The sequence below is a fragment of the Pseudomonas sp. UBA4617 genome (assembly GCF_002386445.1).
Lineage (GTDB): Bacteria > Pseudomonadota > Gammaproteobacteria > Pseudomonadales > Pseudomonadaceae > Aquipseudomonas.
Genome location: NZ_DGIR01000009.1, coordinates 108826 through 121438, shown reverse-complemented (window position 1 = coordinate 121438; position 12613 = coordinate 108826). Strand labels below are relative to the sequence as shown.

The window sequence follows — 12613 nt, the reverse complement described above, 5'->3', positions numbered from 1 at the left end:
GCGGCTGGCCATGGTCGGCTCCGGCCTGGTGCTGGCCGACGAGCTGCCACCGCCTCCGACGGAGGTCTCCGCCATCGCCGACGCCACGCTGTACCTCGAGCTGCTGGTGAACCAGATGCCCAAGGCTGAATTGGTGGCGGTGCAGCAGCGCGCCGGGCAGCTGTTTGTGGACAGCGAGGTGCTGCGCGCGGCCGGTGTCTCGCTGCCAGGCGACCCCCAGGGTGAACTGGCCCTGGACGCCATCGCGGGGTTGCACGCCGACTACGACAGCCAGAACCAGCGGCTGCTGCTACAGGTACCGCCCGCCTGGCTGCCCGCCCAGCAAGTGGGCGAGCGGAACCTGTACCCGGCGACTGAGGCGCGCAGCAGCTTTGGCGCCTTGTTCAACTACGACCTGTACCTCAACGACAGCGATGATGCGGGCAGCTACCTGGCGGCCTGGAATGAGCTGCGCCTGTTCGACAGCTGGGGCACATTCTCCAGCACCGGGCAGTGGCGCCAGTCGTTCAACGGTGCGCCGAGCGGCGAGAGGCATCAGGGCTTCTTGCGTTACGACACCAGCTGGCGCTTCAGCGACGAGCAGCGCCTGTTGACTTACGAAGCTGGTGACCTGGTGACCGGCGCCTTGCCCTGGAGCAGCTCGGTGCGGGTGGGCGGCTTGCGCTTGTCTCGCGACTTCGCGATACGCCCCGACCTGGTCACCTATCCGTTGCCGGCGTTCGCTGGCGAAGCGGCGGTACCGACCTCGCTCGACCTGTTCATCAATGGCTACAAGGCCAGCACCAGCGAGCTGCAACCTGGCCCCTACACCTTGACCAACGTGCCGTTCATCAATGGCGCGGGGGAAGCCGTGGTGGTCACCACCGATGCGCTTGGCCGGCAGGTGTCGACCACCTTGCCGTTCTATGTCACCAGCAGCCTGCTGCAAGAAGGCCTGATGGATTATTCGATGTCTGCCGGTAGCCTGCGCCGGGATTATGGCGTGCGCGATTTCGCCTACGGCCCCGGAGTTGCCTCGGCCAGCCTGCGCTACGGGGTCAGCGACAGCTTCACCTTGGAAAGCCATGCCGAGACCGCCAAGTCGCTGATGCTGGGCGGGCTGGGCGGCAACATGCGCCTGGGCAACCTTGGTGTGCTCAACGCGGCCCTGGCGCAGAGCCAGTTCGAGGGTGACAACGGTCACCAGGTTGCCCTCGGCTACCAGTACAACAGCCAGCGCATCGGCTTCAGCTACCAGCGCCTGCAACGTTACGGCAGCTACGCCGACCTGACCCGAGTCGACAGCCAGGACCTGCAACTGAGCCAGCGCAGCGAACAGGTCACGTTCAGCCTGAACCTGAACCAGTACGGCAACATTGGCGCCGGCTATTTCGACGTGCGCGCTGGCGACGGTACCCGTACCCGGCTGCTCAACCTCAGCTACAGCAAGCCGCTGTGGGGCAGCAGCAGCCTGTACCTGTCGGCCAACCGTGAACTGGGGGACAGCCAGTGGGCGGTGCAGGCGCAGTTGGTCATACCGTTCGACCTGCATGGCACCCTGGCCCTGGCCCTGGAGCGCAGCCAGCAGGGTGAGCGCCTGCAGCGCGTGAACTACAGCCGCGCGGTGCCCGTCGGTGGCGGTGTCGGTTACAACCTGGGCTATGCCGCCGGTAGCGAGCGCGATGCCTACCGCCAGGCCGATGTCACCTGGCGTTTGCAGTCGGTACAGTTGCAGGCAGGCGTATATGGCAGCACGGGCGAGATGACCCGTTGGGCCGACGCCAGCGGATCGCTGGTGTGGATGGATGCGGGGCTGTTCGCCGCCAACCGCATCGACGATGCCTTCGTGCTGGTCAGCACCCATGGTTACGCCGATGTGCCGGTGCGCTATGAAAACCAGGAAATCGGCCGCACCGATGCCGGTGGCCATCTGCTGGTGCCGTACAGCAGTGGCTACTACCGCGGCAAGTACGAAATCGACCCGATGAACTTGCCGCCGGACATCCTTGCCACGCAAGTGGAGCAGCGCGTGGCGGTGCGCCGTGGCAGCGGCTACCTGCTGGAGTTCCCGCTGCGGCGCGTGCTGGCGGCCAGCGTCGAACTGGTGGACGCCAACCGGCGGGTGGTCACGTTGGGCAGCCGTGTCACCCATGTCGAAACCGGCAGCCAGGCAGTTGTCGGATGGGATGGCCTGGTGTACCTGGAAAACCTGGCGCCGCACAACAGCCTGCAGGTGGAGCTGGCCGGCGGCGGGCATTGCCGGGTAGCGTTCGACCTGCCTGAAGCGCAAGGCTCGATCCCCCTGATCGGCCCGTTGGAATGCAAGTGATGGGCTGCTGGCGTGGATTGCTGGCGTGCGCCTTGTTGTTGGGGGCGGGTGCGGCCTGGGCCAAGTGCACTTCCGTGGTGACAGCGCCAGCGGCATTCGGCTCGCTGAACTCGACTCAGGTACGCAGCACGGTGCAGATGGCCTCCAGTACCAATTCGGGCCTGCAGTGCAGTGGTTCGGTGCTCAGCGTGCTCAGTAGCACCGATTCGTTCAAGATCAGGATCACCGCCACCAGCAGTGGGCTGGTGGGGCCGACCGGGGATGTCATCCCCTACACGCTGTATGCCGACGCCACCACCAGCTATCCGATCACCCGCGGCAGCGCTTTCGAATACCGCTCCACTGGCATCCTTGATCTGCTGGGCCTGCTCAACGGTACCCCGAAGAACGTGCCGCTCTACATGCGTACGCAAGTGGGTAGCAACGTTGCCGCAGGGGTCTATCAGGAAACCCTCAATGTCGAATGGACCTGGGATTATTGCGAGGGGATCGGGCTTGGCGGGTTTTGCATTGGCCGCGACACTGGCAGCGGCAGCAAGACCCTGACGGTGAGCCTGACGGTGACCAATGACTGCCAGATCACCACGCCTGACATCAGCTTCGCCAGTGCACCGGTGGTGGCGGGGTTCGCTACGGTGAGCCAGAACCTCAGTGTGTCGTGCACCAAGGGCAGTGTTTACACCGTTGGCCTGGACGATGGCAAGAACGTGGCCGGTGGGCGGCGGCGCATGAAGTCGGCGGCGAACAACTACCTCGCCTACGATATTTTCAAGAGCGCCGGGGCGCAGCGCTGGGGTTCGGTGGGGGCCGCGCGGCGGGCCAGCGCCGAAGCAGATGTGAACCCCGGGACGGGTACCGGGACTGGTAGCCAGGTGTTCAACTACAACGCCAGGGTCTACACCGACCAGGCGACACCGCCGGCGGGCAGCTACGCCGACAGTGTGATCCTGGATGTGCAGTTCTGAATGCGCCCCGCACTTGCGGCTGGAGCAACCGAGGTCAGACAGGGTTCAACGTAAATCGTCCACCATCTGCGCCAGGGTATCCAGCACTGCCCCGGCCAGTGCCTTCGACCGTGCGCCCGACCACCCGGTGACCGGGTCGGGCGCGTCGTCGTGGTCCTTGAAAGGCATTTCCAGGGTCAGCGACAGGCAGTCATGGGCCATTCCCACGGCATTGCAGGCCAGTGTCGTGTTGGCCTGCCCCGGCTCGTCGCGGGTATACCCATGCACGGTCTGGAAGTCACGGGTCAGACTGCACAGGGTGCTGCGGAACTGCGCTTCCAGCTGCGCCAGCCGCGGGGTATAGCCCGGGTTGCCTTCGCAGGCCGCGGTGAACACATGGGGAATCTCTTCGTCGCCATGCACGTCGATGAACGCATCCACCCCGTACTGCTTCATCTGCGCCTGGGCGAAGAACACCTCGGGGGTGAACTCGACACTGGCATCCTGCCAGGCACGGTTGAGGTCCCTGCCCTTGAAGTTGGTGCGCAGGTGGCCGAGGAAGGCGCCGTCCGGGTTCATGTTGGGGATCAGGTACAGGTCGGCCTTGGCCAGCAATTGCCGGATCGTCGCGTCGTCGGCCTGCAGGCGGTCGATTACCCCTTCCATGAACCACTCGGCCATGTGTTCGCCCGGATGCTGCTGGGCAATCAGCCACAGCTTGCGCTTGCCTGCGGCGCCATCACCGGCACGTAGCAGGGGAATGTCGCGGCCCTGTACGCTGCGGCCGCTGGCCAGCACTTCGACCCCTGGCAGTTGCCGGGCACGTTCGATCAGCTGGTTGTGGCGGGCACGCGGATAGGGCTCGAAGTAGGCGAACCAGATTTGCGGCTGTTCGGCTTCAACCTCGAACGACAGCGCCGTGCCATCGTACTGGCTGGGTACGCGGAACCAGCTTTGCTGGTCGTAGGAAGCCACGGCGTTGTAACCGCTCCAGGCGTTCTTGTAGGACGAGCCGGAGGCGTTGTCGAGGCTGAAGCGATGGATCTGGCCTGGCGTCAGCCCGCTGACCTTGAAGTGGAACCACTGGTAGTGGTCGCTGTGGGTGTCGGGGCGAATGGCCAGGTGCACCCGGGCCGGGTTGCTGGCATCCAGTACCTGAATGTTGCCGGAGTCGAAATCGCAGTCGATCTGCAGGGGGGACAGCGTTGCGGTCATGTGCCGGGCTCCTTCTGGGCTTTGTTGTGAGCCTACTGTACACGCCATGACCGGGTTGCTGCGTGAGATCATGCAATGTTTGTTTTTCAGGTCATTTGAAGAACTGGCTGGGCGTGGTGCCGAACTGGCGCTTGAACATGCTGGCGAAGGCGCTTGGGCTGTCATACCCCAGTGCCACCGCAACATCGATGATCCGCTCGCCCAGGGCGATCCGTTCCAGCGCCTGCATCAGCCGCGCCTGCTGGCGCCACTGGCCGAAGGTCATGCCGGTTTCCTTGCGGAACAGGCGCTGGATGGTCTTTTCGTCCACCCCCAGTTGCAGGCCCCAGTCGGCCACGGTGGCGTTATCGTCAGGGCGTTCGTGCAGCGCCGCGCAGATCGCCCGCAGGCGCCGGTCGCCGGGCTGCGCCAACTTCAGCGGCAGGGTTGGCAGCACGCAGATCTCGTCGAGGATCAGGCGCATCACCCGGCCTTCGCGCGAGTCATCGGCAAACGGCGCCGAGAAACCCACCGAGGCCTTGATCAGTTCGCTGAGCAACGGCGAGATGCTGATCGCCTTGCTCTGCCCGGGCAGCTGCACGGCGGTGTCGGTTCGCACGAACACACTGCGCATCTTCACTTCGCCCACGCAGCGTATCGCGTGCACCTGGCCGCAGGGCATCCACACCCCGCGGCTGGGTGGCACGGTCCAGCGTTCATTGCCGGATTCGACGATCATCAGGCCCTTGATGGCATAGATCAGCTGATGCTTGGCATGGCTGTGCGGCTCGATGAACCAGTCGGTCGGGTAGTCGGTTGCGCGGCTACCCACTTCCCAGGTCCATTCATCGACCTCTACCAGCAATTCCTGCTGCGGTTTGAGCATTGCTACCTCGTGTTCAGGCTGCCCGGCCGAGCCACTTTAACAGCAGCGGGCGGGGCGGGCTTGCGAGCGGGTTGCCGGCAGCAGCGCAGTGGCCAGCCCCAGCATTGGCAGGAATGCGATTGCCTGGTATACCCACTCGATGCCATGCCGGTCGGCCAGCGCGCCGAGCCCGGCGGCACCGATGCCGCTGATGCCGAACATCAAGCCGAACATCACCCCCGACACCATGCCGACCCGGCCCGGCACTGCCTCCTGGGCATAGACCACCAGGGCGGCGAATGCCGATGACATCACCAGGCCGATGACCACCGCGAGGACCGCCGTCCAGGCCAGGTTGGCATGGGGCAGGGCGAGGGCGAAGGGGGCCACGCCAAGGAACGAGACCCAGATCACTGCCTTGCGCCCGATGCGGTCACCCACCGGGCCACCGGCGAAGGTGCCCAGCGCCACCGCCGCGAGGAACACGAACAGGTACAGCTGGCTGTGCTGCACGCTCAGGCCGAAGTGGTCGATCAGGTAGAAGGTGAAGAAGTTGGTGAACGAGGCGATATACACGAACTTGGCGAACATCAGCACGGCGATCACCCCCACCGCGCGCCACATGGCGCCACGTGCCAGCCCGGGCGGCTGCTGGCCGGCGAAGGTGTTGAGCCGGGTCTGGCCGTGGCTCACGGTCCAGCCAGTCACCCGCCACAGCACCAGCACAGCCAGCGCAGCCGCCAGCATGAACCAGGCAATGGCCGGCTGGCCGTGCGGGATGACGATGGCGGCGGTCAGCAGTGGGCCAAGGGCAGAGCCGGTGTTGCCGCCCACCTGGAAGGTCGATTGCGCAGTGCCGAAGCGACCGCCGGAGGCCATCCGCGCCACCCGCGAGGCTTCCGGGTGGAAGGTGGCCGAGCCCACGCCGACCACTGCGGCTGCTACCAGCAGCATGGCGTAGCTGCCGGCGCAGGCGAGCAGGGCGATGCCCACCAGGGTGACCAGCATGCCTGCCGGTAGCAGGTAGGGTTGCGGATACTTGTCGGTGTACAGGCCGACCCAGGGTTGCAGCAGCGAGGCGGTCACCTGATAGACCAGGGCGATCCAGCCGACCTGGGCGAAGCTCAGTGCGAAATCGCTCTTGAGCATCGGGTAGATCGACGGCAGCACAGCCTGGATCAGGTCGTTGAGCAGATGGGCAAATGCGGCGGCGCCGACGATGCGGACCAGAAAGCCCTGGGGTGGGGTGGCAGGCGTGGTGGCGGCCATGGAGGCGGAGGGAATCGTCATGGGCGAAGTTCTTCTGTCGAAAGGGAACAAGGCATTGCCAGAGCAGGGTAGCCAGCGCCCTGGGTGCCTGTCTCACGCCGAACGGGCAGCCACTCTCGCGTTTCGGACATTGCAGAATCCACTGCTCTTCCTTCACGCTCCCTGGCGGGTCATCCAGCGCAGCAAGGCGGCAATCGGTACGCTGCGGTGAGTCTCGTGGCGGTAGGGTTTGCCGTCGGCGGTAAAGCGCTCCCGGTAGCGGCTCAGTACCAGGCTGCGGCCATCGGCAGACAGGCGGGCTTCCAGTTCGTGCAGCAACAGCGGCTGTCGGGCGGCACCCTCCAGGCGCCGGAACAGCAGCACGGCGGTTTGCGTATCGTTTGTCACCGGCCACCCCCGGCACAGTCGGCCTGCCATGCGCCCGGCTTGCCGACCTTGCCTTCTGCCACCCGATTGCTGCGCCGTTGCGCGCTGTAGTCACGCAACGCAACGTAGTAATCCGGCCAGGTGCTCAGCAGGTCGGTCAATGGCAGGGCTTCGGCCCGTGCGTCGACGATGCCTCCCGCCGTGGCGGCGTTGCCCAGGGTGGTGACGGTATCGCTGTTGCCGCCAAACGGGTCCAGCGCCATGCCCAGCACCGTGCCGTTGGCATCACGCAGGTTGTGTGAGCCCAGCAGCGGCAGTTCGACGATCGGGCCATTGGCGATGTTCCAGACGCCGAAGGTCTGGCCAAAGTCCGAACGGTGCTGGCTCAGCCCCATTTTCCCCGATACATCGACCAGCCCCGCCACACCCAGGGTGGTGTTGAAGATGAAGCGCGTCAGGCTGGTCAACGCCCGCTTGCCATTGCCTTGCAGCACATCGTTGACGAATACCTTGGGCTCAGCGAAGTTGCTGGCAAAATTGTGCAGGCCCTGCCGGGCGAAACCGGGCAGCGCTTGATAGCCCCGGGCGACGGGGGCCAGCAGGTGGTCATCGACGCTGCGGTTGAAGGCGAACACCGCACGGTTGGCGGGTTCTGCCGGGTCACTGAGCTGATAGGCGACGTTGCCGCACGTCGCCGTGGCGGGAGCGCGCTGGCTGCAGCCGCTTGCGGCCAGCAGCGTCAGCACCAGCACGGCAGAGCGCGCTGAACGGGAGGCGGAAGATGAACGGGACATTGGTTGCTTCCTGGCAAGAACTGGCGGCGATGCTGCGCAGTTTTGTTTGCCGGGTGATGTCCGGAATGTCTCGGTGTCGACACTTTGTTACCGGGTTGAAATATATGACGGCTGGCGGGAGATGGCCTTAAAGTACCGCCGAATTTCTTGTTTTGGTGGTTTTAGTGAGCCATTTGCTGATAGTCGACGACGATGTCGAAGTGCTCGACCTGCTGCAGAAGTTCCTGCGCCAGCACGGTTACGAGGTGGACGTGGCCAAAGACGGCAAAGCGCTCTGGCAGGCTGTCGAGCGGCGGGTGCCAGACCTGGTGATTCTCGACGTGATGCTGCCCGGTGATAGCGGCCTGGTGCTGTGCCAGCGCTTGCTGGCCGAGCACAAGGTGGCGGTGATCATGCTCACCGCCATGGGCGAGCTGAGCGACCGGGTGGTGGGCCTGGAGCTGGGCGCGGATGACTACCTGACCAAGCCGTTCGCCGCACGTGAATTGCTGGCGCGGGTCAGGGCAGTGCTGCGGCGTGCCGGCGAAGCGGCTGGTCGCGCAGCCGCTGGCGCGGCGGGCCATGCCTGCGCGATCCTCGAGTTTGCTGGCTGGCGGCTGGACGTGGTGCGGCGCGAGTTGCGTTCGCCGGCCAACGTCATGATCCCCTTGTCCAACGGTGAATTCGAACTGTTGCTGGTGTTCGCCGAGCATCCGCGCCGGGTGCTCAGCCGCCAGCAGTTGCTGGACCTGGCCCGTGGCGATGCCTACGAGGCCTATGACCGCAGCGTTGACGTGCAGGTGAGCCGGCTGCGCCGCAAGCTTGAAAGCGAGCAGGGCCACGAGCCGTTGATCCGCACCTTGCGCAACGCCGGTTACCTGTTCACGCCCACGGTGGCCAGACGATGAGCCTGCTTGCCCGGGTTCGCCAGGCCCTGCCACGGCCGAAGATCACCATTGCCCGCTGGATCGCGCTGACCACCCTGACGGCGATGCTCTTCCTGTTGCTGCTCAAAGGCCTGTTCAGCCTGCTGCTGAGTGTCTGGGCGCAGCCACCGCTGCTGGAGAGCGGAGTGATCGAAAAGGTCGCAGCCGTTACCCGCATTCTCGATGTCGCATCCTTGGCAGAGCGGGCCAACATCGCCAGCGCGGCGGGTGACGGCAGCTACTCGGTGCGCTGGCTGCGTCGCCATGACGAAGCCGGCGTGCCCGCGCTGGTCGATGCCGAGTTCAGCGAGGGCACGCCTATCCTGCGCGCGCTGCTCAAGCGCCCGGATGCCAGGATCGAAGCCTTCGAACCGTCCGACCTGCCGGAATACGCACCTGAGCGCGGCTATGCGCTGATGATCGAGCTGAGCGACAAGTCCTGGGTACTGTTCCGCGCCACTGCCCGTAGCTGGGGGCTGGATGAGCTGCCACGCAACCTGATCATCCTGACCCTGATGCTGCTCTCCAGCCTTGCCGTTGCCTTGCTTGCCACGCGCTACCTGGCCAGGCCACTGGAGCGTTTTGCCGAAGGCGCACGGCGTTTTGGCAAGGACTTCAACGCGCCGCCGATTCCGGTGGTAGGGCCGCACGACCTGCGCCAGGCGATTCTCGCGTTCAACGCCACCCAGGCGCAGCTCAGGCACTTTCTCAACGACCGCACCCAGATGCTTGCGGCGATTTCCCATGACTTGCGCGCACCCTTGACGCGCATGCGTTTGCGCGCCGAGTTCATCGACGATGCCCAACTGCAGGCCAGGCTGTTCAAGGACGTTGACGAGATGCAGGCGATGGTCGAGGCGGCGCTGGGGTTTTTCCGTGACGATGCGCGGCTGGAGCAGGCCACCGTGTTCGACCTGGGCGAGTTGCTGTCGACTGTGGTGGATGATTTCAGGGATGCCGGCGTGGAGGTGGGGCTGAACGGGCCACGCCGCTGCGTGTACGAGGGGCGGCCGATGGGTATCAGGCGGGTGCTGGTCAACCTGATCGACAATGCCGCGAAGTATGGCCGTGACCCCGCAGTGACGCTGGCGATACGTACCGGGCAGATCGAAATCAGCGTGCAGGACCGTGGGCCGGGTATCGCGCCGGAGCTGCACGAGCAGGTATTCGCGCCGTTCTACCGCATCGAAGGCTCGCGCAACCGTAACACTGGCGGCGTCGGGCTGGGCCTGCCGGCAGCACGGGCCATCGTGCTGGAGCAGGGCGGCAGCGTGACCTTGTGCAACCGCCCGGGGGGTGGCCTGGAGGTCAGGGTCACGCTGCCGACCGGCTGATCAGAGCCCCAGTTCGCTGAGCCCGGGGTGATCATCCGGGCGCCGGCCCAGCGGCCAGCGGAACTTGCGCTCGGCTTCGCTGATGGGCTGTTCGTTGATGCTCGAATGGCGGTTCTGCATCAGCCCGTCGTCGGCGAATTCCCAGTTTTCGTTGCCATAGGCGCGGTACCACTGGCCGCTGTCGTCGTGGTACTCGTAGGCATAGCGCACGGCAATGCGGTTACCGGTGAAGGCCCATAATTCCTTGATCAGGCGGTACTCCAGTTCGTGGTTCCATTTGCGCGCCAGGAAAGCTTCGACCGCGGCGCGGCCGCGGGGGAACTCGACGCGATTGCGCCACACGGTGTCGATGGTATAGGCGAGCGCGACCTTGGCTGCGTCGCGACTGTTCCAGCCATCTTCGGCCAGGCGGACTTTTTCGATGGCGCTTGCGTGGGTGAAGGGCGGAAGGGGTGGACGAGACATGGGCTACTCCTCGGATTGATTGGCTGGTGAGGAGCTTAGCCGCCGCTGCGTGGCCAGAGAATGGATGTGCCTGGCACTTCATAATTGCATTGCCCGGAACAATGCGCAGGTGCCATGCCAGGCACAGTCCCGCTGGCGGAGCGCTCAGGCCGCGTCGGCAGCGGTATTTGCGACGGCCTTGCGGCGGCCGCCCAGCCATACCAGCAGCAGCCCGGCCGCTGCCAGCACGCCCCCGGCCATTGGCACCGCTGCATAGCCGAGGTTCAGGCTGAGCACCGCACCACCCAGCGCAGCGCCCAGGGCGTTACCCAGGTTGAACGCACCGACGTTGATCGAGGACGCCAGCCCCGGTGCCTCGATGGCCGCGATCATCACCCGCATCTGCAGCGGTGGTACCACGGCAAAGGTGAACATGCCCCACACCAGCAAGACCAGGGCGGCGCCGATATGGCTGCCCAGTACCAGCGGCATCAGCAGCATGATTGCCGCCAGCACTGCGAGGAAGATCCGCGCTGCACCGTCCAGCGACCAGTCGGCCAGGCGCCCACCCAGGCTGTTGCCCAGGGTGAAGCCCACACCGATCAGCACCAGGCCGAGGGTGACGAAGCTGTCCGAGGCGCCGGTCAGTTCGGCCAGTACCGGGGCGACGTAGGTGTACAAGGTGAACATGGCGCCGGCGCCAAGCACGGTGGTGGCCATCGCCAGCAACACGCTGGGGCGGGCGATAACGGCCAGCTCCTTGCGCACATGTGGCACGCTGCCGCGCTCACCCTTGGGCAGGGCGAACCACAGCGCGGCCATGGCCAGCAGGCCGAGTGCGGCGGTGCCGGCAAAGGCCATGCGCCAGCCGACCTGCTGGCCGACCCAGGTGGCCGCCGGTACGCCGCCGATGTTGGCGATGGTCAGGCCCATGAACATGGTCGCCACCGCACTGGCCTGTTTCTCCTTGGGCACCACGCTGGCCGCCACCACTGCGCCCAGGCCGAAGAACGCGCCGTGGTTGAGGCTGGTAACCAGCCGCGAGGCGAGCAGGGTGTAATAGTCCGGTGCCAGCGAGGACAGCAGGTTGCCCAGGGTGAAGATGGCCATCAGTGCCATCAGCGCTGCGCGCTTGCCGAAACGGCTGAACAGTAACGTCATCACCGGGGCGCCGACCATCACGCCGATGGCATAGGCAGTGATCAGCATGCCGGCGCTGGGGATGCTCACCTCGACGCCCTGGGCGATCACTGGCAGCAGGCCCATCGGGGTGAACTCGGTGGTGCCGATGCCGAACGCGCCGATGGCCAGGGCGAAGAGTACCCGGCCGCTTTTCATTGCTTGAGCGGTCATGGCGATCAATCCCAGGCTGGGGCCAGGCCGTCAGGGCTGACTTCGCGGCCATTGCGTTCCAGCCCGGCAATCCGGGCCATGTCTTCGGCGTCCAGCTTGAGGCTCTGGGCAAGCAGGTTGCTGGCCAGGTTCTCGCGCTTGGTCGACGACGGGATCACCGCGTAGCCCTGTTGCATGGCCCAGGCCAGGGCAACCTGGGCGACCGTGGCCTTGTGCTTGGCGGCGATCTCGGCCAGTACCGGGTCTTTCAGGACCTTGCCGTAGGCCAACGTCATGTACGAAGTGACGGTGATGCCCTGTTCCTTGAGGAATGCAGCCAGCTTGCCGTTCTGCAGGTACGGGCTGAGCTCGATCTGGTTGGTCGCGATCTGGCCTTCGCCGACCACGCCGATGGCCTGGCGGGTCAGCTCGATGTTGAAGTTCGACACACCGATCTGTCGGGTCAGGCCCAGCGCCTTGGCTTCGGCCAGGGCGGCCATGTACTCGGGCAGTTCAACGCCGTTGCCTGGGGCTGGCCAATGGATCAGTAGCAGGTCGACATGGTCGGTACGCAGTTTCTGCAGGCTGTCGCGCAGGCTGGGGATCAGTTTGTCTGCCGCGTAGTTGGCTACCCAGATCTTGGTGGTGATGAACAGCTCGCTGCGCGGCACGCCGCTTTCGGCGATGGCCTGGCCGACTTCAGCTTCGTTGTCGTAGATCTGTGCGGTGTCGATGACCCGATAGCCCAGTTCCAGGGCTGCCTTGACCGAATCGATGACGGTCTGGCCGGTCAGGCGGAAGGTGCCGAGGCCGAAGGGTGGAATGCTCATGGATCTGCTCCTGCTGCTTGGGGAGAAG

Annotated in this window: 12 protein-coding genes; 4 read left to right on the top strand and 8 right to left on the bottom strand. The window is 65.3% G+C overall.

Features of this window, described 5'->3' with window-relative positions:
- The first annotated feature begins 10 nt into the window (after positions 1-10).
- Positions 11-2308 carry a fimbria/pilus outer membrane usher protein gene (locus B4L76_RS02770; RefSeq protein ID WP_296230494.1) on the top strand — a complete coding sequence of 766 codons (2298 nt, stop codon included), beginning with the start codon at positions 11-13 and terminating at the stop codon, positions 2306-2308.
- Positions 2308-3273 (top strand): Csu type fimbrial protein, encoded by a 966-nt coding sequence (locus B4L76_RS02765; RefSeq protein ID WP_296230352.1) that lies wholly within the window; start codon positions 2308-2310, stop codon positions 3271-3273. The genes B4L76_RS02770 and B4L76_RS02765 overlap by 1 nt, the downstream gene beginning before the upstream one ends.
- Positions 3274-3318: 45 nt before the next feature.
- Here the strand turns inward: B4L76_RS02765 and B4L76_RS02760 are convergent, their stop codons facing one another.
- From B4L76_RS02760 to B4L76_RS02740, 5 genes are all read right to left on the bottom strand, one after another.
- Positions 3319-4467: a M14 family metallopeptidase gene (locus tag B4L76_RS02760; RefSeq protein WP_296230351.1), complete on the bottom strand. Its 1149-nt coding sequence runs from the start codon at positions 4465-4467 to the stop codon at positions 3319-3321.
- A 91-nt stretch (positions 4468-4558) separates the two neighbouring features.
- A complete protein-coding gene (locus tag B4L76_RS02755; RefSeq protein ID WP_296230350.1) occupies positions 4559-5332 on the bottom strand; it encodes an AraC family transcriptional regulator in 774 nt (257 codons plus the stop codon).
- A 36-nt stretch (positions 5333-5368) separates the two neighbouring features.
- Positions 5369-6601: an MFS transporter gene (locus B4L76_RS02750; RefSeq protein ID WP_296230348.1), complete on the bottom strand. Its 1233-nt coding sequence runs from the start codon at positions 6599-6601 to the stop codon at positions 5369-5371.
- Positions 6602-6733: 132 nt separating this feature from the next.
- Entirely contained in the window at positions 6734-6997 is a 264-nt protein-coding gene (locus B4L76_RS02745; RefSeq protein ID WP_414707150.1) for a hypothetical protein, read from the bottom strand.
- Entirely contained in the window at positions 6964-7740 is a 777-nt protein-coding gene (locus B4L76_RS02740) for an MlaA family lipoprotein (RefSeq protein ID WP_296230345.1), read from the bottom strand. Before B4L76_RS02740 ends, B4L76_RS02745 begins: the two co-directional genes overlap by 34 nt.
- A 164-nt stretch (positions 7741-7904) precedes the next feature.
- Between B4L76_RS02740 and B4L76_RS02735 the strand changes: the two genes are divergently transcribed.
- Both B4L76_RS02735 and B4L76_RS02730 read left to right on the top strand, forming a co-directional pair.
- Entirely contained in the window at positions 7905-8627 is a 723-nt protein-coding gene (locus tag B4L76_RS02735; RefSeq protein ID WP_296230344.1) for a response regulator, read from the top strand.
- Positions 8624-9979: an ATP-binding protein gene (locus B4L76_RS02730; protein WP_296230342.1), complete on the top strand. Its 1356-nt coding sequence runs from the start codon at positions 8624-8626 to the stop codon at positions 9977-9979. Before B4L76_RS02735 ends, B4L76_RS02730 begins: the two co-directional genes overlap by 4 nt.
- On the opposite strand, the gene B4L76_RS02725 is transcribed toward B4L76_RS02730, so the two are convergent.
- From B4L76_RS02725 to dkgB, 3 genes are all read right to left on the bottom strand, one after another.
- Positions 9980-10444, bottom strand: coding sequence for a DUF1348 family protein (locus B4L76_RS02725; RefSeq protein ID WP_296230340.1), 465 nt, complete (start codon positions 10442-10444; stop codon positions 9980-9982). It abuts the gene before it with no gap.
- A gap of 144 nt (positions 10445-10588) precedes the next feature.
- On the bottom strand, positions 10589-11776 hold the full coding sequence (locus tag B4L76_RS02720) for an MFS transporter (protein WP_296230338.1): 1188 nt from the start codon (positions 11774-11776) through the stop codon (positions 10589-10591).
- 5 nt (positions 11777-11781) lie between these two features.
- Positions 11782-12585: a 2,5-didehydrogluconate reductase DkgB gene (dkgB, locus tag B4L76_RS02715; RefSeq protein WP_296230336.1), complete on the bottom strand. Its 804-nt coding sequence runs from the start codon at positions 12583-12585 to the stop codon at positions 11782-11784.
- Positions 12586-12613: the final 28 nt, after the last annotated feature.